Origin of the sequence: Tissierella pigra, from assembly GCF_009695605.1 — a bacterium.
Classification (GTDB): Bacteria; Bacillota; Clostridia; order Tissierellales; family Tissierellaceae; genus Tissierella; species Tissierella pigra.
Genome location: NZ_VUNQ01000001.1, coordinates 55,328 through 78,786, shown reverse-complemented (window position 1 = coordinate 78,786; position 23,459 = coordinate 55,328). Strand labels below are relative to the sequence as shown.

Below are 23,459 nucleotides of genomic sequence, written 5' to 3'. Positions count from 1 at the left end.
TTATTGCCTTCTATTTTCTATACATTCATTCCAGCTAAATAGCCTGTAGAATAAGCAATTTGTAAATTATATCCTCCTGTTAAAGCATCTACATCAATAACTTCTCCTGCAAAGTATAATCCTTCTATTAATTTCGACTCCATAGTAGATGGATTTATTTCTTTAGTAGATACTCCACCTGATGTAATTATAGCTTCTTCTATTGGTCTAAAAGACTTAAATGTAAAAGTAAGCCCTTTTATATTATTTAATAATCTTATTCTTTCTTCTTTTGTAACTTGATTTACTGTTTTTTCTGGGTCAATATCCGATGAAAATATTATAATTGGTATCAGTCTTTGAGGCAATAAATCATCTAAGGCATTTCGTATATATTTGTTATTGTATATCTGAAAATCACGTAATATTCTTTCATCTAATGTTTTTTCATCCAAAGCTGGTTTTAAATCTATTTGTAAGTTAATTTTTCCATTAGTATAATTATGCAAATAATTACTCATGGATAAGACAATAGGACCCGAAATACCATAATGGGTAAAAACCATTTCCCCAAACTCATTATATAAAGGTTTATTCTTTGTATATGCTGATATATTTACATTTTTAAGAGATAAACCTTGTAAGTCCTTTACCCAATCTTCATTGACTTCAATAGGAACTAAAGATGGTTTTAATTCAGTAATGTTATGTCCTAGTCTTTTTGAAAGCTTATATCCATCTCCTGTTGATCCAGTTCCTGGATAAGATGCTCCACCTGTAGCAATTATTAATTTATCAAAAACCATTTTATCTTCATTTGCTATTACAACAAACTTAGAATCATCATAATAAATTGATGTTATATTTGTATTTAAAATTAGATTAACATTATTAGAATTTAGGAACTTCTGCAAAGTTTTTATTACATCAGAGGACTTGTCACTTTCTGGAAACACCCTATTCCCTCTTTCCACTTTTGTTTTTAATCCATAACTGTGGAATAAATCTAATATATCTATATTGCTAAAGCTATAAAAACTACTATATAAGAAATTTTTATTTTTCATTACATTATCAAAAAAATCTTCAATTGGAGAATTATTAGTAATATTACATCTACCTTTTCCTGTAATAAAAAGCTTCTTACCTATTCTTTCATTTTTTTCAATTAAAGTAACGTCTTTTCCCCTAGATCCTGCTATTCCTGCTGCAATTATTCCTGCTGGGCCTGCCCCTATGATTCCTATTTTCTCTTTTTCATCCATTTATCTTATCTCCTTTAAATGTGAAGTATCATTTAATAATGTTAATACATTGTTATAATCTCTACATTCTATGATACTAAGAGATACATTATTTAATGAAATATTTTTATAATATGACATTTCCATACCCAATAATCCTAGAATAATAACCTTTAACATGGCTCCATGTGATACAATTGCAATATTTTTATTTTGATTTTCTTTAATTATATTATTTATATATTTCATACCTCTATTCTTTAAATCCTCTAGAGTTTCTACCCCATCCATATTTAATTTATCTGGTTCTTTATTCCATGTGAGATACTCATCTTTATATTTATCTAATAATTCTTCTGTATTTAAACCTTCCCATGGTCCAAAATTTATTTCCCTAATGGCATCACTTGATATCAAAGGCTTATTTATTTCATTGGATATAATTTTTGCTGTATCATAAGCTCTTTTTAAATCACTAGTATATATTATATCTATCTTTTCATTAATTAATCTATTTCCCATATATAGAGCTTGTTTTTCCCCAAGTTCTGTTAATATAGTATTTTTTTGTCCTTGTATTTTATTTAATTTATTCCATTCAGATTGTCCATGTCTGATTAAAAATATTTTTATCAATTATATCACCTCTATGTTTTTTTGCTTATATTTATATTATAACAAATTTAATTTATAAACAAATGTATCATTTATGATAAGATTTGTTTTGATAGTATGGAAACAAATAAAAACGATATATAGAATATCGTTTTTATTTGTTGTTTTAATTGTTGTTTTCTTTATCATTTATATTGTATACATTAAATTTGTTCCATATACTTTCTAAATCCTCAAATGACGATTTAATATCATCCTTTCTCTCCATTGCAATAGATACTATTAAAGCATTTATTAAGCTCATTGGAGCAACTAATGAGTCAACAAATGACAGCATATCGCTACCAGCAATTAAGGCAATATCTGAGTATTTCGAAGCAGGAGAAATTAAACTGTCTGTTATACTTATAATTTTACATCCCTCGTCTTTACAAAACTCCAATGCTTCAAGAGTCCTCTTAGAATATCTAGGATAACTAATGCCGATAATAACATCTTGCGAATCTGCTTTTAGCAACTGTTCAAATACATCATTAGGCCCAGAAGCAATTACTGTAACTCTTTTAATTAGGAAATTAAGATAAAAACCTAAATATCCTGATAAAAATGAGGATGATCTTAATCCAAGGATATAAACATTTTCTGCATTCAATATTAAATCTATAGCCTCTTGAAATGCACCATATTCCATTTCATGTATGGTTTTTCCTATATTCTCTATATCCTTTTCCATAACTGCTTTTAATGCGTTTTCTTTACTTGAGTATTTATTTACCATTGTAAGTCTTTGAACAGTAGTAAGTTTGTTTTTCACTAGTTCCTGAAGTTCTTTTTGAAGTTCTCTATACCCATTATATCCTAATGTATTAGCAAATCGTACAACTGTAGACTCACTTACATTAACAGTTTCTCCAAGGGATGCAGCGGTCATAAAAGCAGCTTTATCATAATTATTTATAATGAACTCTGCTATGAGTCTTTGACCTTTACTCAGGTTATTAAAGCTGTTTTGAATATTCTTTAGAAGATCAACATACTTCTCCATAGCAATCTTCCTTATGTTCCCTTATTAGATTAAATCCTTCTTCTAAGGCTTTTTTATTAAGTTCCTCTGTTCCCCTTGGTACTCTCCCAAGTACAGCTCTTTCAAGAGAATCTTTTGATACTATTTTAGTCAACTCATATATGCTTCCTAAAGCTATTATATTAGCCACCATTGGCTTACCTAGCTTATCTATAGCAGTTTCTAATATAGGAACTCTATATATTTTAATATCGTCTCTTTCTGGCAATTTTTCTATAGATTTATCTACTATTAATATTCCACCTGATTTTAATGAGTTTATATATTTATCACAGGCAACTTGTGTTAAAGTAAGCATTATATCACATTCATTGACTTTTGGATAATTTATTTTTTCCTTACTTATTATTACTTCTGCTTTACTTGCCCCACCTCTAGCTTCAGGGCCATAAGATTGAGATTGAACTACGTTCATGCCATCATACAAAGCTGCTTCCGCCAATATAATTCCTGCCAGTATAAGTCCTTGACCTCCTGAACCAGTTAATCTTAATTCTTGACGTATCATATTATCGCTCCTTTTGAAAAGATTCAATTATTTTTTGATATTCTTCTGTGTATTCCGCCCTATTATTTTTATATAATTCTCCAACAACAAATTTGCCTAATCTCTGTTCTTCAGTTAATTTATCATATGCGGCAATATTTATAGCATTTTCCTTTAAATAAGTCATCATATCCACAGCTTCGCCTTTTTTATTTTTTCTACCATAATAAGTAGGGCAAATTGTAATTGCTTCTACAAAAGAAAATCCTTTATTCTTTATTCCCTCTTCTACTTGTTTGATTAACATATTTGCAGTAAATATAGTACCTCTGCTTACATAAGTAGCACCTGCTGCTTTAGCAAGTTCACATAGGTCAAAATTCATATCAATATTTCCATAAGGCGCAGTAGTTCCTTTATCTCCAGTAGGAGTCGTAGGAGAATATTGCCCTCCTGTCATTCCATAAGTATTATTGTTGAATACAACAGTTGTTATATCTATATTTCTTCTAGCAGCATGAATTAAATGATTTCCGCCTATGGCAGAGCAATCTCCGTCTCCTGTTATAACTATTACTGTTAGTTCTGGTTTTGCAAGTTTAATTCCAGTAGCAAAAGCAAGAGCTCTACCATGAGTGGTATGTATAGTATTAAAATCCAAATATCCTGATGCTCTAGAAGAACATCCTATTCCAGATACTACACATACATTATCTTTATCTAATCCTAAATTATCAATTGCCTTAACTATCGCTCTTGTAACTATACCATTACCACAGCCTGGACACCATATATGTGGTAAATTTTCCGTTCTAAAATATTCATTAACTAGTTGACTAGGCATATTAACCCTCCTTAACAAAAGAAATAATCTCTTCTGGAGTTATTAGTTCTCCATTTAGACGTCCGTATTTCTCTACTTTAGTAAACTTACCAGCAATTCTATCAACTTCTAAGAAATATTGTCCCATATTCATCTCTACAACTACTATACGTTTTACTTTCTTTGCTAATTCAAGTAATTCTTTTTCGGCAAGAGGCCAAATAGTTATAGGTCTAAATAGTCCTGCTTTTATACCAGATTCTCTCAAAGTATCTACAGCTGACTTAGCGGAACGTGATGTAGCACCAAAAGCTACTATGGCAATATCTGCATCATCAGTAAGATATTCATTTACTTCAACTATATCATCTTTGTTATCTTCTATTTTATCTATTAATCTATTAATTAATGTTTCTGCCACTTTTTCATTTCCAGATGGGAATCCTGATTCACTATGTACTAACCCCGTTACATGGAATCTATATCCTTCACCAAATCCAGCCATTTCTGGAACTAAATCACCTTCTTTAACTTCATAAGGCTTATAGTTTTCTGGTGAACAAGTTGGTTTTTTTCTATTATAAATTTCTACTTTATTATCATTAGATAGTTCAATTTTCTCTCTCATATGAGCAATTACTTCATCCATTAAGAGAATAACTGGAGTTCTATACTTTTCTGCTAAATTAAAAGCTCTAATAGTAGTATTATATATTTCTTTAACTGACCAAGGATATAAGACAATAATGGAATGATCTCCATGTGTTCCCCATCTTGCTTGCATAATCTCGCCTTGAGCTGGCGCAGTAGGTAGACCTGTACTTGGTCCTCCTCTTTGTACGTTAACTATTACACAAGGAGTTTCAGTTATAACTGCATATCCTAAGCCTTCTTGCTTTAAAGAAAATCCTGGACCACTAGTGGCCGTCATAGCTTTTTCTCCAGCGATTGCAGCACCTATAGTAGCAGAAATTCCAGCTATCTCATCTTCCATTTGAATAAATCTACCACCTACTTGCGGTAGTTTTTCTGCAGATAGTTCTGCAATTTCAGTAGAGGGGGTAATAGGGTATCCTGCATAAAATCTCATACCAGCAGCTATAGCACCTTCTACACAAGCCTCATTTCCCTGCATTAATTTGATTATTTTATCAGCCATATTACTTACCTCCCAAATAAATAGCAAAATCAGGACATCTAAGTTCACACTGTCCACATTGTATACATGCTTCTAAATCTTTAATATTAACCTTGCCTTCTTTTATCTCGAGTACATTTTTCGGACAAAATGCAACACATATTCCACAACCCTTACACCATTTTTTGTCTACTGTGAGAGTCTTATCAGTTTTGGTTGGCAATTCTATTTCCCCCTTATACATTATTTGTTAATATAATAATATCAAAATAAAATATTCATTGCAAGATTTATTTCATTTTTATAACAATTAATATTTTTTTGCAAGTTTCACTTCATATTGATAATATTTATAACAATCTATAATAAAAAATATTTCTAAAGAATTATTAATTTTCTCCATCAAAAAATACCTCCAAGTAGATAATCTATTAAAAATTAATTAAACTATCTACTTTGGAAGTATCCTATGAATAAGCTTACTTTTTATTTTTTATATTGGATGAGTTTTATACTCTTCATTTAATAAATCATTTTCTATTTTATACTTTTCTGCCTGTCTTTGCTTAAAAAATTCTATAGCAATCTGTGGGAATAAGGCATAAGTTAATATATCTTCATCTTGTTCAATATATTGTTTTATTTCATCTTTAAATTGATTTAATTGCGGTTCCATTAAATCGGCAGGCCTCCCTGTAAATACTTCCTCATCTCCTATGATTTTCTTTCTAATTTCTTCAGAAATAGGTAGAGTAGATTTTCCATATAAACCTTTTACATAGTTTTTAGCTTCTGTTGGAACCATTTTATATCTTTCTCCAAGTATAACATTAAATACTGCTTGAGTTCCTACCATTTGACTCATTGGAGTTACTAAAGGAGGATAACCAAAATCCTCTCTTACTCTAGGTACCTCTTGTAATACTTCATCAAATTTATCTTCTTTTCCTTGAGTTTTTAATTGAGATACTAAATTTGAAAGCATTCCACCCGGTACTTGATATACTAATGTATTTACATCTACGTTTAATACCTTAGTATTAAGGAGACCTTCCTCTAAATATCTATCTCTAAGTTTTTTAAAGTATTCTGAAACCTCTAGTAATAACTCCATATTAATATCCTTTGGATAATATGGTGAACCTTCTAAAGATGCAATCATTGGCTCAGTAGCTGGTTGAGAAGTTCCGTTTCCAAGTGGAGATATTGCTGTGTCTATTATATCTGCTCCTGCCTCTATAGCCTTCATATATGTTTGATTTGCTAATCCACTAGTAAAATGTGAGTGAATTTCTATAGGAACTTTAACACTCTTTTTCATTTCTCTAACTAAATCTTCAGCTACATATGGCAGTAAAATACCTGACATATCTTTAATACATATTGAATCAACACCCATTTTTTCCATATCTTTAGCTAATTCTACATAATATTCGATATTGTGTATAGGACTAGTAGTATATGAAATAGCAGCCTGTGCATGTCCACCATATTTTTTTGTAGCTTCTATAGACGTCTTTATATTTCTTAAATCATTTAACGCATCAAAAACTCTAATAATATCTATACCATTTTCTATAGATTTTTTAACAAATTCCTCTACAACATCATCAGGATAATGTCTGTACCCCAAAAGATTTTGTCCCCTTAACAGCATTTGAAGCTTAGTCTTTTTAAAAGCCTTTCTTAAAGCCCTTAATCTTTCCCAAGGGTCTTCATTTAAAAATCTTAAACAGGAATCAAAAGTAGCTCCTCCCCATACTTCAAGTGCATAAAAACCAACATTATCAAGTTTTTCTGCTATAGGAAGCATATCCTCCAGTCTCATTCTTGTTGCTATTAAAGACTGATGAGCATCTCTTAAAATTGTATCTGTAATTTTTACACCTGCCATTTTACTCCCTCCTAGTTTTGGATTTCTCTACGCCATATAAAATAGGCGGATGATTTATTTGATTAATAAAATCATATTTTATTACATTAAATTGTTTCTGGTTTAAAGTTTTTAAAAATTCTTCTACTTCTTCTTTTTCCTCTAAACCACCTTCATGCCCAATATAACAAGTAATCAATATTATACCACTATCATTTAGTATAGTTATTGCTTTTTGCAAAGATTTAAGAGTAGTATCCTTATTAGTCTTTATACTTTTATTACCCTTAGGTAGATACCCTAAATTATAAATAATAAAATCAACTTTTTCTTTAATATATAAATCAATATTTTCATGACCGTCATGTATTAATCTTACATCATTGTCTATGTTTTCACAAGCTAAATTTTCTTTTGTTATTTCTAAAGCTGTTTTTTGAATATCAAAGCCATATACTATTCCAGTTTTTCCTACTAATTTTGCTAATAATATAGTGTCATTTCCATTACCTACAGTGCAGTCTACTACAACTTGTCCATCTTTTACGCAATTTAAAATTATATCTTTAGCTATTTTTAAAGTATTTACTATTTCATTGTACTTCATTACATCCTCCGCAACTATTACATCCTTTACTGAAGAAATCAGGTATATTTAACTCCAATTCATCATTATTATTTACAGAAAAACCTTTTTTAAGAAAATAGGTTTCCTTAGATTTGAAATAAATCCTATGAACTCCTTGGCTGTAAAGATAATTAAGTATTGATCTCAGAAGTGCATCCCCTAAGTTTTGTCCCCTTTTATCATCATTAATTACTAAATATTTTAATATCCATTTATTTCCTTCTTTTTCTGCCTTTATTACTCCAAATAATTCTTCATTCTCTAGCCCTACATATACAATATCTTTTAAACATAAGTCTATGATATTTTCCTTAGTTAGAATTTGTTGAATTTTATGCTTTTCCTCTTCTAAACATTTTCTTAATGATAACATATTTCCTCCACTACTATATTCCTCTTAAATATTTAACTTCCTCATCATTTAAATATCTCCAATTTCCAATATCTAAACCGCCTAGTTCGATTTCTCCTATGGAAACTCTTTTAAGTTTTTTAACAGGGTGATTTATTGCTTCACACATTTTTTTTACCTGTCTATTTCTACCTTCATGGATTACAATCTCAAGAATAGATTCAGTATCATATCTTTTAGCTATTTTAATATATGCTTTAGATGTTTTTTTCCCATCTATTATTAATCCACGTCTGAATTTTTCTAGTTCCATTTTGTTAGGAACTCCTTCTACTATGGCTATATATTTTTTCATTATTTCATTACTTGGATGAGTAAGTTTATATGCCATATCTCCATCATTTGTCAATAATAATAATCCAGTAGTATCAGCATCTAACCTTCCTACTGGGTAGATTCTCTCTTTAACTCCTTCTATTAAATCTGTAACTATTTTTCTATCCTTTTCATCTTTTAAAGTAGTTACAAATCCTATGGGTTTATTTAACATAATATAAACTTTGCTTTTTTCTTCCTTTATTTTTTTATCGTTTACCTTAACTACGTCTTTACTAGGATCTATTGTAGTTCCTAATGCTGTAATTATTTTATTATTTACCATTACCTTACCTTCTATTATTAATTGTTCTGCTTTTCTTCTTGAGCTTATTCCACATAATGCAATATATTTCTGCAGTCTCATTTCAATACCCCTCTCACCATCTTGTACTACTATATTACCTTTTTTCCATTAAAAAGTAAAATCAAATATTTATTTGAATTTAAACTTATTAATTATACTTTCAAATTTATTGATTCTTTTTATAGTGGATTTTGCTATTAAACTACCTTCGTGTATTAATTTCCCATCAAGATAAGTATAAATATAACCTATTTTATCTCCCTTTTCTATAGGTGCTTCTATAGTATCAGGTACGTCAATACTAAGTTTTATATTTTCTCTTTCTCCCTCTTTAAAAGGATAAAACAAACTGTTTTCAGTTACTAAGTTGAGATATTCCTTATTTCCATTTAAAACATAAATTTTTTTAATGAATTGATTGCTATCATATACAAATTGTCTGTTATAATTATTGAATCCATAATCTAATAGTTTATAATTATCATTAAACCAATTACTTGCATTTAGAGATACAGCTATAAGATGCATACCATTTCTCGTGGCAGATGAAACTAAACACCTACCTGATCTCATGGTATATCCAGTTTTTACTCCATCCCCCCCATTATATTCCCAAAGAGTTTTATTCTTATTGTAAAAATAATTGTTCTCCTCCCTATCTGCAGTATAGGATTTAGACTTTACTATATTACCAAATTCTTCATAAGAAAATGCTTCTTTTGTTATTAATGCCAAATCATATGCTGTGGAATAATGTGAATCATCATGTAAACCATGTGGGTTAGCAAAATTAGTATTTATTGCTCCTATGGATTGTGCTTTTTTATTCATTAAAGATACAAAACCTTCTAAAGAACCTCCAATATAATTAGCAATTGCCACAGATGAATCATTACCTGATCTTAACATTAGACCATAAAGCATGTCTTTTAATGAAAGAACTTCCCCTTCTCTTAAATATATACTGGATCCTTCTACTCCAATACATTCTCCTTTAGCTGCTATTTTATCGTCTAGTTTCCCATTTTCTAAGGCAACTAAAGCAGTCATTATCTTTGTAGTACTTGCCATAGGCATCTTTTTATGTGCATTTCTTTCATATAAAACTCTTCCTGTTTCAGCATCTATTAAAACATATGATTCTCCACTTAAATTTAGGTCCTCACCATATGCTATATTCCAGCTTAAAATAATCATTACAATTATAATAAGATATATTGTTTTCTTCATATAATACCCTCCTTAAATATAAATAATTTAAAAGAAGCAAGATATTCATCCTGCTCCTATGGAAAATTATTTATAAACCTTTACTTCATTTCAGTAGTATTGGCAGTTTCCGCTGTATTCATAGTATCATTTTTACTAGTAAATGATTTCTGTAAGTTATCAGTCATTTTTTCAACAAATCCAAATAGATTTGTTAAAGCACTACTACCTTCATCTACTGTCAACAACTTTATTTGTTCATTACCAACTACAATAAATCCTACAGGGGATACTGCAACTCCTGCTCCACTTCCACCACCAAAGGGCAGTTTTTCTTCCTGTCCATTATTTTTTCCTCTATTAAACTCACTACCACCCGATGCGAATCCAAAGGAAATTTTAGATACAGGTATTATTACAGACCCATCTGCTGCATGGACTGCTTCACCTACTATAGTATTTACATCTACCATTTCTTTTAGATTATTCATTGTAGTTTTCATTAAGCCTTCTATTGGATGTTCTGGCAACACTATCTCCACCTTCTTTTCTTTCTTTTAAAATTCTAATGTATGCAATAATAATATAAACCAATTTTACATTAATTATACATAAAAAAAATATTTCAAATACATCTGCATCAAAAATAGGATTTACCTGTATGTTTTTTTCTTTAATTTTGTCTATATTTTTATTTCTGAAGATATAAGCAAAACAGCCATTGACTATTGCCCAAATAATTCCAATAGACATACCTAGTAAACTGGGATCTTTAAATCCAATATTCATCTTAAAATGTATTTTTTTTACATTACCACCATGAATCATATAATATATATAATCTTTAGGATTTATTTTAAATTTGATTTTTCTATTTTTATATTTAGTTTCCTCCTTTTTAGTTGAATCAATTTCTTTTTTTATAAGTCCGAATAAATATGTAATAATTATTTTATATTTTGATTCATCAGTAAACTCATAGTATATATTAACTTTTAATGGCATAATAAATAAAATTACAAATAAAAACAATGAAAATATAACATATAGCATTTAATCACATCCTTTTAAGGTCACTATGTAATATTTCCCAAAAAAGAAAAATAATACTAAGTTTTAGTATTATTTTTCATCTTCTCTACTATCAAAATCATCAATAAGTTCATTTAATGGTGGTAAGTTTTCCAAACCTTCCAATCCAAAAGTTCTTAAAAAAACATCTGTAGTTCCATATAATATTGGACGTCCTACTCGTTCAAGTCTTCCAATTTCTTCTATTAATTCCCTGTCCGTCAATGTTTCTATTGCCTTATCACATCTTACACCTCTTATGGCTTCTATATCGGATTTAATAATGGGCTGTCTATAAGCTATAATAGATAATGTTTCTAAGGCAGCGTTAGATAAATTTTTTACTACCTTAGGACTAGATAATTTTTTTATCCATGAAAAATGTTCAGGTCTTGTTCCCAACTGATAGGAATCATTTACTTTTATTATTTTCAACCCTCTCATATTATAATCGAATTCATCTATCATTTCACTCATAATAGTACCCACTTCTTCTTTATCTAATTCTAAAATTGAAGCTATGTCTTTAATCTCCAGAGGATCACCCCAAGTAAATAATAATGCCTCAATAATTGATTTAAGCTCTTTAGAATCCATACATATTACTCCTTTTCTATTCTTCTACTAATGACTAAGTCAGAAAAATCCTCCTCTTGAAATACATTTATATACTTAAGTCTAATTAATTCCAGTACAGATAAAAAATAAGTTATTATTTGATTTTTAGTACTATCTTCATCAATTAAAGAACTAAATTTTAATACTCCTCCTACTACTATATTACTTTTTATACTTTCCATGCACTCTTCTAATGTATATTCTTCCCTTTGAATCTCTCCAATGTCTAGACTTAATGTAGTCTTATTTCTTTTCTTAATAATATTATTTATGGATTTTAGTAATACTTCTATATTTAAACCTTCCAGTTGAAAGTCTTCACTTTCCAACTCTATTAAATCTTCTTTTGGCTTATAATAAACTTTAGAATATATATTTTCTAAAGTTTTTAATTCATTTGCTGCATTTTTATATTTTTTATATTCTACTAGCTTTCTGACTAACTCTACCCTAGGATCTACTTCTTCAAGTTCTAACTGCATATCTTCCGAAGTAGTTTTGTTTGGAAGTAATAATTTAGATTTTATTTCTAAAAGCGTGGCTGCCATTACTAAAAATTCGCCTGTTACTTCTAAATTCAATTCTTCCATTTGACGAATATATTCTACAAATTGTTCTGCTATGAGACTAATAGGTATATCGTATATATCTATTTCCGCCTTATCAATAAGATGAATTAATAAATCCATAGGACCTTCAAAAGCATCTATTACTATTTTGTAATCCATCTACTTTACCATCCTACTATAAAGATTAATAAATTTAATACTGCATCTATAATAGGTCTCATTAACTTATCTACAGTATTAGTAGCTATTAAAATAATAAGAATTAAATAGAAATATCTCTCATATTTATAGAAATAATATTCTAATTTTTTAGGAAGTAAAGATGCAACTATCTTTGAGCCGTCTAAAGGTGGAAAAGGAAGTAAATTAAACACACCTAGCATAATATTATACCATAGAGTTATAAATAATATTTCAAATACTATGGCATTGGTAATCAAATCTAAAGATAAAATAAATCCAACAATAAAAGCTATTATAAAATTAGATATAGGACCCACTAAAGAAACCATTATAGTACCTAGTTTTCTATTCTTAAAATTAAAAGAATTTATAGGAACAGGCTTGGCCCATCCAAATCTAAATAAAAGTAGAAAAATGAATCCTGTTAAATCAAGATGTTTTAAAGGATTTAAGGTTAATCTCCCTGCATCCTTTGCTGTAGAATCCCCTAATTTATAAGCCATCAATCCATGAGCTAGTTCATGGAATATAATAGCAGTAAAAAGACCTGGTAAATTATAAATCATATCCATTATTAACACCTTTCTTTCTATTAATCTATATTATAACATTATACAACCTCGACTCAATAAAGTCGAGGTTGTATAAAAAATCTTTATATCAAATAATTATCTTCCCTTTAAATAATTATTTATAAATTTATTTAAAATATTAACTAAATTTGCCTTTTCTACATCAGATTTAGAAACTAATTTTATCCTATCCATTTCTTTTCCATCTATTTTGATTATTAATTCTCCTATTTCATCCCCTGCTAATATAGGTGCATGTAGTATATCTGGTAAGACAGTCTCCTTTTCAATATTACCTTTCTTACCTTTTGGTAATAGTACATAAGAATCTTTGGAAAGCATTATATCCACTTCTTCTAACTTACCTTTTTCTACAGGTATTGTGGCCAAAATATCTCCCTTCTTACCAATCTCAGCAGAATCATAGTTTGCAAATCCATAATCTAACATTCTTTTAGCTTCATTAAATCTAGTCTTTGAATCAGTAGCTCCCATAACTACTGCTACTAATTCTAAATTACCTTTCTTTGCAGATCCAGATACACAGAAACCTGCTTCATTTGTAGAACCAGTTTTTACACCAGTAGTTCCATCATATTCTTTAATTAATCTATTGGTATTTACCATGGTCTGTATACTGTTTTTATTTTTTCCTACAGTTAAATCTTCCATATAAATAGTCAACCATTCGTGAACTTTTTCGTACTTTAACAATTCCTTAGACATTAAAGCTACATCATATGCAGAAGTATGATGCTCATTATGAGGTAATCCACTACAATTATAAAATTGAGTATTTCGCATACCTAATTCATTAGCTTTTTGGTTCATCATCTTTACAAATATATCTTCTGAACCCGATATATGTTCAGCTAAAGCTACTGAAGCATCATTTGCAGACCTTATTACAATAGCCTTAAATAAATTTTCCACAGTTTGAGTTTCTCCTGCTTCTAGAAATACTTGAGAACCACCCATTCCTGCTGCATACTCACTTACCATTACTTTATCGTCCAGAGTAATTTTACCTTTGCTTAAAGCTTCCATACCCAGTACCATAGTCATTATTTTAGTTATACTAGCTGGAGCCAATTTTTCATCTTCATTTAATTTATAAAGAACAGCACCAGTATTAATGTCCATAAGTACTGCTGATTTAGCATTAATCTTTAAATCCTCTACTGCATATATTTCTGATGGAATAGAAGTGATTAAAATTAAAAGCAATAATATGGCGGATATAAGTTTCTTTTTCAAGCTATTACCTCCATTTCATATGTTTGCTTTTATATTAACCACAAAATCTTTACTTATGCAATGTCTAAGTTCTTTACATTAATTGGAAATAATCTATTCTATTTCTTTATAAATTAATTGTTTTTTAGCATTATTTTTATCACCAATCAAATATATTTCATGTAGCCTCCTCTCTACTTCTTCGGCTTTCTCCATATTATTTAAATGAATATAAGCTAAGACTTCACCTAACTCTACCTTATCATCTACCTTTTTATTTAAAACAATACCTACAGCTAAATCCAGTTTAGATTCTATGGTTTCCCTTCCTGCTCCTAAATATAAGGCAGCTTTGCCAATTTCTTCTGCATCAATAGATTTAACATATCCTTCCACCTTCGATTTAACTTCCACTATATACTTAGCCTTTGGAAGCAAATCAGTATCTTTCACATAGGAAATGTCCCCTCCTTGATGTTGTACTAGCTCTATTAATTTCTCATAGGCTTTACCTGATTTTATAACATTTATTAACATATTTCTTCCATCTTCTTCTTTGTCCACTTTTTTAGCAAGAAGCAGGAGTTTAGAACCTAATTTTAAGCAAAGCTCGTACAAATCATTTGGTCCATTACCCTGTAAAGTTTCTATTGCCTCTTTTACTTCCAAAGCATTTCCTATGGCTTTACCTAAAGGCTCATCCATATTTGTAACTATGGCTATGGTCTTTCTACCATAAGAATTCCCAATATCAACCATTTCATTTGCTAGAGAAATAGCATCATCTATATTTTTCATAAATGCTCCAGAACCAACTTTTACATCTAAGATTATGGCATCTGACTCTATAGCAAGTTTTTTACTCATAATACTTCCAGCTATTAAAGACAGATTTTCAACTGTAGCCGTAACATCTCTTAAAGCATATAATTTTTTATCTGCCGGAGTAATATTTCCCGTCTGGCTACAAATAGAAATATTAATATCATTGGTGTTTCTCACAAATTCATCATTACTTAATTCAACTTTAAAATTCTTAATAGACTCTAATTTATCTAAAGTACCACCAGTATGCCCCAATCCTCTACCAGACATTTTTACAAAGGGAACACCACAGGCTGCAATCATAGGCCCTAATATCAATGTTACACTATCTCCTACTCCTCCAGTAGAATGCTTATCTACCTTTATACCATTTATATTAGATAAATCAAATGTATCTCCTGAATTAATCATAGCCTTTGTTAAATCTAAAGTTTCTCTTTTATCCATTTTGTTAAAATAAATAGCCATTAATAAAGCTGACGCCTGATAATCTGGAATATTTCCATTTGTATAATTTTCAACAAAATAATTAATTTCTTCAGTACTTAAAGAGTAACCATCTCTTTTTTTCTTAATAATATCATAGATTCTCATAAGCTCAACTCCTATTATATATTATTAATTATTTCTATTAATAGTCTTTCAAAATTGTTCTTTACTTTATTGGAAGTCTCTACTACTTCTTCATGATTAAGGGGCTGGTCTAATATTCCAGATGCCATATTAGTTATACAGGATATTCCTAAAACTTTAATATTCTCGTGATTAGCAATTATTACTTCTGGAACAGTGGACATACCAACTGCATCAGCACCTACAATTCTAGCCAGTTTTACTTCTGCCGGTGTTTCATATGTAGGCCCTGTAAACCACATATAAACCCCTTCCTTTAAGTTTAATCCTAGTTTTTCTCCTATTTCTTTAGTCATTTTAATATATTCTCTATTATATGGTTTCGACATATCAACAAATCTAGGACCTAAATCATTTAAATTTTCACCGATTAATGGATTTTGTCCTGTAAAATTAATATGGTCTGTAATTATCATCAAGTCTCCTGGAGTAAACTCTGTATTTACACCACCTGCTGCATTAGTTACTATAAGACTTTCTACACCTAAGCTAGTCATTACTCTAATGGGAAAAGTAACATCTTTTAGTGGATAGCCTTCATAATAGTGAAACCTGCCCTGCATGGCAACAACTACTTTACCTGATAGTTTTCCTATTACTAACTGTCCAGCATGGCCTTCTACAGTTGACTTAGGAAAATTAGGTATATCTGTATATTTAATTATAGTAGGATTTTCGATTTTATCTGCCAGACTTCCTAGTCCTGATCCTAACACTAATCCAACTTTAGGTAAATCTGTAGTTTTTGATGCTATAAACGTAACTGCCTCTTTTATTTTATTTATGTATTCCATTTCTTTTCCTCCTATGCTCTTGGATGTGATTTTTTATATACTTCTCTTAACTCTTCATCATTAGATGCAAATGAATATATATGTGTTGTAGATATATCAGAGTGTCCTAAAATTTCCTGAACCGTCTTAATATCTGCGCCGTTCTCTATTAAATGTACTGCAAAGGAATGTCTCAAGGTATGAGGAGTTATGATCTTATCTATATTAGCTTTTTTAGTATATTGTTTTATTATTTTCCAAAATCCTTGTCTACTCAATCTATTACCGCTATAATTTATAAAAAGTGGTTCTTCATCACTTTTATCTTTAGGTCTATATATGGAAATGTAGCTATTTAATGCCTCCAATGCCAAAGTACCAATAGGTATTACTCTATGATTATCATCATTTTCTTTTACAGCAAGTAGTCCTAACTCTAAATCTATATCATTAATATTAATAGAAATTATCTCTGAAACCCTAAGACCAGTAGCATATAACAATTCAAGCATTGCCTTGTCCCTAGTTTCTTTAAAATTCTTTGACTTAGGCTGAGATAATAAAAGATTGACTTCATCAATAGTTAAAATAGAAGGTATTTTTTTTTCTGTCTTTGGTGATTTTAAATTTAATGTTGGATCCTCTTTGACTATATTATTATTTAATAAAAATTGAAAGAAACATCTAATGGAAGCTAAACTTCTGGATATTGTAGATGTAGCTTTACCTTCTTTCTGTAAACTCATTAGATATGTAATAATAATGGTTTTATTTGTATCTTCATATCCTTTGATTTCATGTTCTAATAGATACTCCCTGAATTGTAAAATATCTCTGCTATATGCTTCTAATGTATTTTTTCTCAATTTCTTTTCTTCTTTTATATAATCTAAATAATCTATCATAATCCTGTCTGACATTTTACTTCTCCTTTGTAGTGATTTTAAAAGCTATAATTTAAATTGAATTAAATTCAATAAATAAGGAGTAAAGAATCCTTCTATTAAAACTCCCAATATAATAATTATAAAAAACAATAAAATTAAAATTGAATAGTCTATCATATTATTATTGACTTTACCTTTTTTATTTTTTGTACTATAGAGTGAATAAGTTATTCCTAATGCACCTATTGCCAAAAATCCAGGTATAATTATTAAATAATGAGGCAAAAGACCTGATGATGCAAATATAAAACCTTTCATTCCAAATTTTTTAACTAGAAAACCAACTGTCACTCCTATGGTTATACCTTTTAAAGAAACAATTAATGGTATAATTAATACTCCTATGCTAATTAGACTTGAAAACCAAATGATTAATATCATCTTTGTATTGTAGAATAAAGATGATTTAAATATATTTATTGATTTAGAGTTTCCTACTTGTATATACTCAAAAATCCAGCTAAAATAGTTAGCAAACTTTAAACTTTCTTCATAATTCAGTCTGTTAATTAAAAATGCCCCAGCAATTATACCTAATATAAAACAAATAGTTAAAATAAAATATACACTAAAATTAGATTGAAAATGTCTTTTGCTTAAATTTCTAATTCTTACAGATAACAATTTATTTTCCCCCTTTGTATACAAGCCTTATACATTATTATGCTAAAAGGGAGAATAATATCACTTATTGTTTTTTGTCTAAATATTTTTTTGCAAAGTTAATACCTATTATGGTTTTACTATCTATTATTTCACCTCTATCAACCATCTTAACAACTTCATCCATACTATACTTTACAATTTCAATAAATTCACCAGTATCTGGATTAGGTTCTCCTTCCATTAAATCTGTAGCTAAAAATAAATATATTTTTTCATTACAAAAACCAGGAGATGTATAGAATTCTGTTATATATTCTATTTTTTGAGCCTCTAATCCTGTTTCTTCTTTTAGTTCTCTTACGGCTGTTTCCCTTGGTTCTTCATTTACTTCTAATTTACCAGCAGGAATTTCAAGCAAAAATTTCTCAACTGCTTTTCTATATTGTTTTACAAGAATAATAGAGTTATCATCAGTTAAAGTTACTATTGCTACTCCCCCTGGATGCTCAATAATCTCTCTTTTAGAATATTTTTTATCTGGTATTTCTACGGTATCTACTCTTAAATTAAGTATTTTCCCCTCATATAATTTGTCTGATTTCATAGTTTTTTCTTCAAATATCATAAATATCCTCCTCTATTAAAATAGACTTGTTACATATTGTCCTACAGAACCTAAACTAATAAAATAATCTTTATCATCTTCTATTGTTCTTCCCATAGAACTTGTTTTTAAATTAAACTTATCCATTGCTTTCTGAATCTTTTCCCCATTTTGGAATATGATATTATGTTTTTCCTGAATTTTTGCTTTGCTTATTTGATTTATAATATAATCTTCTTTTTCTTTTTCTAAATAAGGTAAAACTATATTTGCTCTAGTATTAGTAATCTGAGACAAAACTGTAATAGTATGATGACTAATACCTTTATGTCTTTCTCTTAAATCTTTAAAGCTTATTCTAGGTACAGCAACCGCTAATCCTCCTAGATTATTTATAGCATCAACTATATAACCTTGCTCCATACCTGTAAATCCATATTTCGTACCACTTCCTACAATTCCAGGACCCATAGATATTATTGTTATATCTCCTTTTAGTATTTCCTTAGCAGCTATTAAACCTGTATATATATTTATAGTCTCTAAATCTCCACCAAATGCGTGTCCTACAGTTATTGTCTTATTCAGTATTTCCTTATGCTTTAAATCACGGACAGTGTTGCTAAATGCTATTGGTAATGCTCCACCATCTGTCATAATGTAGTTAATATTCAAATCTTTATTTATATATTTAATCATAGCAGCAATAGGTGCAACCATGCTATGTAGAGTGGATACAACAAATACATGATTATCTAACGATTTAAAGTCATTAAATATATTATGATAGGGACTATCTTCCTCCTCTGTTACTAAACAACTCATTTGATAAGGAGTATATCTTAATTTCATTATATGTCCTGGCCCTTTAGATTCCATTACTTTATTTCTATGATTATATATAATAAAGTGGCACCCCCCTGTACCTAGACATAGATCGACTGCTGTAGTATTTAATACAACTTCATCTTCTACATTAACTTCACCTGTAAAAGCCTTGTAATTTACAGCTTTACATACTTTACCCTCAACATTAACATTAACTATGGTTATATCTTTTTCATCATTAATTATGGATTTTACAATTCCACTTCTATAATTAATCAAACTATTTCACTACCTTCCTATATTGTCTAAAAACTTCAGAAATCTATTGCTGTCAATAACTTTAGAGAAAGATACCTTTTCAGCCATAATATGAAAAATAATCAGTATCAATAAAATTATTCCTCTAGTCATAGTATTGAAATATGATGCAGTATATATACCTAATGTAAATCCTAAAGCATTAGAACCTACATCGCCCATCATTGCCTTAGCTTTTAAATCTAATCCTATATAAGGTATAAGTATGCCCCAAAATGAAAATAAAATATATGTATTCTCATTTTTAAAGCTAGTTAAAAATAATAATATGGAAATAATTAAAAAAACCTTAGTTGCCCTGCCAGGACGTAAATCAAATAAATTAATAAAATTAGTAAATAAACCAATTAATAATGAATTAATAATAAAGTCAACTAATGTATGAGAAATAGAAGAACTGACTACCAAGGCAATAAAAAATCCTAAAAAAGCTTTAATTGCCCCTGTTGTAAGAACTCCTTTAAAAAAAGATTTTATATGTCCTTTTAATCCCTTTATTTTTTTTTCTCCTATTAAATCGTCTAATAATCCTATTAATCCAATAAAGCTTATTCCTAAAAGATACACTAAATTAAAATTACTATTAAAATCAAATAATATTTCCATAGTTCCCAATGTGGCTACTTGAACAAATATAAATAAAAGACCCATGGATATTGGTATAGTTTTTGATTCATAGTTTTCACAAACCACATTTGCATTCAATAGCAAATCCTTAATCATTGGCAGTCCAATACAAGATAAAATAATAGATATAGCAAAACTAATTATCATCATATTATCACCCTCTAAAATACATTACTATAAATGTCTTTAATATATCTATAAATTGTTTTCCCCTATGAATAAAGCCCTGTAAATTTCTTTGACTATACCTATGATTCATAGTTACTGGTACTTCCATTATTGAAAAACCGTTATTTATAGTTTGAATAGTCATTGCCACTTCTATACCATATCTATCTGGTATATAGTTCATTTTCTCTATAACTTGCTTTTTATATACTCTTTGTCCAGATAAAGATGTATCTATTTCTTTTTTAGTAAAAAAATAAATTCCACTTTTTGCAAATCTCTTTACTATACCAAATCCACCTTTAGTATTAGTCATTGTACTTCTATCTGAAAATTTAGCTATAGATACATCCACCTCCCCATTTATTACGGGTAAAATTAATTTTTCTGTTTGAATACTAGATTCCCCTAAATCTCCATCAATAAATGCAATATAATCATATTTTAAAGTCTCTATTGCTTTTCTCATTGCATAGCCTTTGCCACAATTTTTTTCTAAGTTAATTACAGATACATCAAGAGAATTGATGACTTCTAATGTATTGTCTTGTGAACCATCATTTACCACAACAATTTCATCAATTAAGTCTATTTTCTTTAAGCTTTCTATTGTATTTACAATTAAATCTGACTCATTATAAACAGGAACTACACATACGAGTCTACCTTTTTCCTCCATATTATCTCTCCTATTCATTCTTCAACTGCATCACGAAAATGAGGAATTATACTTTCTGAAATGTTTTTAATTCCATAATGTCCGCCCATTCCATCTATGGCAAATATCATTGCTACTTTGCCTATGGTCATATCTACATTATCTACTGTAGAAATTCCCAAGTCTTTGTATCCAGGCATATAGGAATAATTAACATTAGATTTTTCTACACCTAATATTGGTATATTGTATTTTTTAGCTGTTTCAACAATATATCTGTCTAGCTGATTTATCCTCTTAGGGGATTCAATTAAACTTCCTCCACATATAATAATATAATCTACACTTTCTTCATAATTACCAATAGTTTCTATGAACCCCCATCTCTCCAAGTCATCAAATATATGATTTGTTTTTCCTGTTATTATGGATTCTGCTATTATAGTTGCTGTAGATTCTACTGGATTCTTAGATATATTTAGTTCTAAACTCTTATATAAATCATTTAAATCCTCTTTATTGGTCATAATATTATTTAATGTAGTAACATTTATTACTTTAGCACCTGCTAATTCCAAATCCCTACCTATTCCAGACGTAACGTAATCTTCATTGGTTCCTATGATTCCTATATTTAATCCTTTTAATTTATCTTTTATTAAATATCCATAACTAGAATCAATATATTCATCTTTATATCCAATTTCTAATTCTAATTGTTCTTCATTTAATTTAAGTTCTTTGTTTTCTATAATTAAAGTTTCAAATTGTGATTCTACTATTTCTCCTATTATATCCTTTTGCTCAGTTATAAAATCTTGAGTATCAATGGTAAATCCAATAAATATTCCTATACCCAGTGCTATAAAAATAGAAACAATAGAGATTATATAAAATCGCATACTAGGTAACATATCTTACCTCCTTAGTGACCTAAAAATAGTCTTAGTTTAATTTTCAGTAATGTTAAAAAGCTTCTAGTAATAGGATTTATAAGAATTAAGATAGATATAGGAATGAGAGCTGCCACTACAATGAACCAGAGATACTTAGGTTTAAATGTAGAAGTATAAAGTTTATTTACACCTCTAGCGTCTACCAACTTTCCACCAACTTTAAGCCTTACTAAAAACGTACTAGACATACCTTTTCTTCCTTTTTCTAAAAAATCAATCATATTTGTATGAGTTCCTACTGCTACAATTAAATCAGCACCTTTTTCATATGCTAAAAGCAAAGCTATATCCTCACTGGTTCCTGGTAATGTAAAGATTTTAGGTTCTATGCCTATGGACCTTACTCTATCTAAACCTGGAGCTTTTCCATTGGCATAGGCATGTACTACTACATCTTTGGCCATCAATAAGGCTTTATCTGATACACTATCCATATCACCAATTATAATGTCTGGAGTAAATCCAAATTCAAGTAAAGCATCTCCTCCACCATCTACACCAATTAAAACTGGTTTTACATCCTCTATATAAGATTTTATCGTAATTAGATCTACCTTATAATCCTTGCCTCTTACTACAACTAATGCATGTCTTTCATTTATATCAGTATTAACTTCAGGGATTTTAATATTACCAGTAACTAAGCTTTTCTCCTTTTTTGCATATTCTAATGTATTTTCAATAAAAGCATCTAATTCTCTTTCTATATTATCATAACCTAATTTTGTTAATTCTTCAATCATACTAGGACTAATATATGTGCACTTTCCTATTTCTTTTCCCATAAAAATTATGGATTCATCAATGATTTCAATAAAATCTCCTTCTTTAACTTTTTCAAATATATATTCATTTTCAACTTCAAATATTGGTATTTCTTTTTCCATTAAAATTGCTGGTCCCCTATTTGGATATTTTCCACTTATGGTTTTCTCTGTATTAATTATACAGGAAACTTTCTTATCTACTAAAGATAAAGCGGCTATTTCGTCTAAATCTTTATGAGATATAACTGCAATGTCTTTACTTTCTAATCTATTTACTAGATTTTTCGTTTTCTTATCTTTTTTTATAATTCCTTTTATATACATAAACTACCTCCGAACAATGTATATACTATTATTGACAAAATACAATATATTATATCATATTA

Annotated in this window: 28 protein-coding genes; all 28 read right to left on the bottom strand. The window is 29.0% G+C overall.

Going from position 1 to position 23,459, the window contains the following annotated elements:
- Positions 1-17 precede the first annotated feature (17 nt).
- Positions 18-1,244 carry a BaiN/RdsA family NAD(P)/FAD-dependent oxidoreductase gene (locus FYJ83_RS00460; RefSeq protein ID WP_154438008.1) on the bottom strand — a complete coding sequence of 409 codons (1,227 nt, stop codon included), beginning with the start codon at positions 1,242-1,244 and terminating at the stop codon, positions 18-20.
- Positions 1,245-1,859, bottom strand: a complete 615-nt coding sequence (locus FYJ83_RS00455; protein WP_154438006.1) for a histidine phosphatase family protein — start codon at positions 1,857-1,859, stop codon at positions 1,245-1,247.
- A 145-nt stretch (positions 1,860-2,004) separates the two neighbouring features.
- Entirely contained in the window at positions 2,005-2,883 is an 879-nt protein-coding gene (locus FYJ83_RS00450) for a MurR/RpiR family transcriptional regulator (protein ID WP_154438004.1), read from the bottom strand.
- Positions 2,867-3,430 carry a 2-oxoacid:acceptor oxidoreductase family protein gene (locus tag FYJ83_RS00445; RefSeq protein ID WP_154438002.1) on the bottom strand — a complete coding sequence of 188 codons (564 nt, stop codon included), beginning with the start codon at positions 3,428-3,430 and terminating at the stop codon, positions 2,867-2,869. The genes FYJ83_RS00450 and FYJ83_RS00445 overlap by 17 nt, the downstream gene beginning before the upstream one ends.
- A gap of 1 nt (position 3,431) precedes the next feature.
- Positions 3,432-4,253, bottom strand: a complete 822-nt coding sequence (locus tag FYJ83_RS00440; RefSeq protein ID WP_154438000.1) for a 2-oxoacid:ferredoxin oxidoreductase subunit beta — start codon at positions 4,251-4,253, stop codon at positions 3,432-3,434.
- Position 4,254: 1 nt separating this feature from the next.
- Positions 4,255-5,391, bottom strand: a complete 1,137-nt coding sequence (locus tag FYJ83_RS00435; protein WP_154437998.1) for a 2-oxoacid:acceptor oxidoreductase subunit alpha — start codon at positions 5,389-5,391, stop codon at positions 4,255-4,257.
- Position 5,392: 1 nt separating this feature from the next.
- On the bottom strand, positions 5,393-5,593 hold the full coding sequence (locus tag FYJ83_RS00430; protein ID WP_229768443.1) for a 4Fe-4S binding protein: 201 nt from the start codon (positions 5,591-5,593) through the stop codon (positions 5,393-5,395).
- Between the two features lie 270 nt (positions 5,594-5,863).
- Positions 5,864-7,264 carry an oxaloacetate decarboxylase subunit alpha gene (locus FYJ83_RS00425; protein ID WP_154437994.1) on the bottom strand — a complete coding sequence of 467 codons (1,401 nt, stop codon included), beginning with the start codon at positions 7,262-7,264 and terminating at the stop codon, positions 5,864-5,866.
- A gap of 1 nt (position 7,265) precedes the next feature.
- Complete coding sequence (locus FYJ83_RS00420; RefSeq protein ID WP_154437992.1) at positions 7,266-7,850, bottom strand: class I SAM-dependent methyltransferase; 585 nt, start codon at positions 7,848-7,850, stop codon at positions 7,266-7,268.
- The gene (locus FYJ83_RS00415) at positions 7,837-8,244 is read right to left on the bottom strand and encodes a GNAT family N-acetyltransferase (RefSeq protein WP_154437990.1); all 408 of its coding nucleotides are present in this window, start codon (positions 8,242-8,244) and stop codon (positions 7,837-7,839) included. Before FYJ83_RS00415 ends, FYJ83_RS00420 begins: the two co-directional genes overlap by 14 nt.
- Before the next feature lie 13 nt (positions 8,245-8,257).
- Entirely contained in the window at positions 8,258-8,965 is a 708-nt protein-coding gene (locus FYJ83_RS00410) for a pseudouridine synthase (RefSeq protein ID WP_154437988.1), read from the bottom strand.
- A gap of 69 nt (positions 8,966-9,034) precedes the next feature.
- Positions 9,035-10,135, bottom strand: coding sequence for a D-alanyl-D-alanine carboxypeptidase family protein (locus tag FYJ83_RS00405; RefSeq protein ID WP_154437986.1), 1,101 nt, complete (start codon positions 10,133-10,135; stop codon positions 9,035-9,037).
- 80 nt (positions 10,136-10,215) lie between these two features.
- Positions 10,216-10,644, bottom strand: a complete 429-nt coding sequence (gene ytfJ, locus FYJ83_RS00400; protein WP_154437984.1) for a GerW family sporulation protein — start codon at positions 10,642-10,644, stop codon at positions 10,216-10,218.
- Positions 10,598-11,167 (bottom strand): DUF2953 domain-containing protein, encoded by a 570-nt coding sequence (locus FYJ83_RS00395; protein WP_154437982.1) that lies wholly within the window; start codon positions 11,165-11,167, stop codon positions 10,598-10,600. Before FYJ83_RS00395 ends, ytfJ begins: the two co-directional genes overlap by 47 nt.
- Before the next feature lie 69 nt (positions 11,168-11,236).
- Positions 11,237-11,782, bottom strand: coding sequence for an SMC-Scp complex subunit ScpB (scpB, locus tag FYJ83_RS00390; RefSeq protein ID WP_154437980.1), 546 nt, complete (start codon positions 11,780-11,782; stop codon positions 11,237-11,239).
- 5 nt (positions 11,783-11,787) lie between these two features.
- A complete protein-coding gene (locus FYJ83_RS00385; RefSeq protein WP_154437978.1) occupies positions 11,788-12,531 on the bottom strand; it encodes a segregation and condensation protein A in 744 nt (247 codons plus the stop codon).
- 5 nt (positions 12,532-12,536) lie between these two features.
- Positions 12,537-13,127 (bottom strand): site-2 protease family protein, encoded by a 591-nt coding sequence (locus tag FYJ83_RS00380; protein WP_154437976.1) that lies wholly within the window; start codon positions 13,125-13,127, stop codon positions 12,537-12,539.
- A gap of 96 nt (positions 13,128-13,223) precedes the next feature.
- Positions 13,224-14,384, bottom strand: coding sequence for a D-alanyl-D-alanine carboxypeptidase family protein (locus FYJ83_RS00375; RefSeq protein ID WP_154437974.1), 1,161 nt, complete (start codon positions 14,382-14,384; stop codon positions 13,224-13,226).
- Between the two features lie 93 nt (positions 14,385-14,477).
- Complete coding sequence (locus tag FYJ83_RS00370) at positions 14,478-15,782, bottom strand: pyrimidine-nucleoside phosphorylase (RefSeq protein ID WP_154437973.1); 1,305 nt, start codon at positions 15,780-15,782, stop codon at positions 14,478-14,480.
- A 14-nt stretch (positions 15,783-15,796) separates the two neighbouring features.
- Positions 15,797-16,615: a purine-nucleoside phosphorylase gene (locus FYJ83_RS00365; RefSeq protein ID WP_154437971.1), complete on the bottom strand. Its 819-nt coding sequence runs from the start codon at positions 16,613-16,615 to the stop codon at positions 15,797-15,799.
- 11 nt (positions 16,616-16,626) lie between these two features.
- Entirely contained in the window at positions 16,627-17,514 is an 888-nt protein-coding gene (gene xerD / locus FYJ83_RS00360; RefSeq protein WP_154437969.1) for a site-specific tyrosine recombinase XerD, read from the bottom strand.
- 30 nt (positions 17,515-17,544) lie between these two features.
- Complete coding sequence (spoIIM, locus tag FYJ83_RS00355) at positions 17,545-18,165, bottom strand: stage II sporulation protein M (protein ID WP_195837875.1); 621 nt, start codon at positions 18,163-18,165, stop codon at positions 17,545-17,547.
- A gap of 64 nt (positions 18,166-18,229) precedes the next feature.
- Positions 18,230-18,772 carry an NUDIX hydrolase gene (locus FYJ83_RS00350; RefSeq protein WP_154437965.1) on the bottom strand — a complete coding sequence of 181 codons (543 nt, stop codon included), beginning with the start codon at positions 18,770-18,772 and terminating at the stop codon, positions 18,230-18,232.
- A 15-nt stretch (positions 18,773-18,787) separates the two neighbouring features.
- Positions 18,788-19,858 (bottom strand): DUF3866 family protein, encoded by a 1,071-nt coding sequence (locus tag FYJ83_RS00345; RefSeq protein ID WP_154437963.1) that lies wholly within the window; start codon positions 19,856-19,858, stop codon positions 18,788-18,790.
- Between the two features lie 9 nt (positions 19,859-19,867).
- Positions 19,868-20,674, bottom strand: a complete 807-nt coding sequence (locus FYJ83_RS00340; protein WP_154437961.1) for an MraY family glycosyltransferase — start codon at positions 20,672-20,674, stop codon at positions 19,868-19,870.
- Positions 20,675-20,678: 4 nt separating this feature from the next.
- Positions 20,679-21,371, bottom strand: a complete 693-nt coding sequence (locus tag FYJ83_RS00335) for a glycosyltransferase family 2 protein (RefSeq protein ID WP_154437960.1) — start codon at positions 21,369-21,371, stop codon at positions 20,679-20,681.
- A gap of 14 nt (positions 21,372-21,385) precedes the next feature.
- Complete coding sequence (locus tag FYJ83_RS00330; RefSeq protein WP_154437958.1) at positions 21,386-22,264, bottom strand: copper transporter; 879 nt, start codon at positions 22,262-22,264, stop codon at positions 21,386-21,388.
- Positions 22,265-22,275: 11 nt separating this feature from the next.
- The gene (gene steA, locus FYJ83_RS00325; RefSeq protein ID WP_154437956.1) at positions 22,276-23,397 is read right to left on the bottom strand and encodes a putative cytokinetic ring protein SteA; all 1,122 of its coding nucleotides are present in this window, start codon (positions 23,395-23,397) and stop codon (positions 22,276-22,278) included.
- Positions 23,398-23,459: the final 62 nt, after the last annotated feature.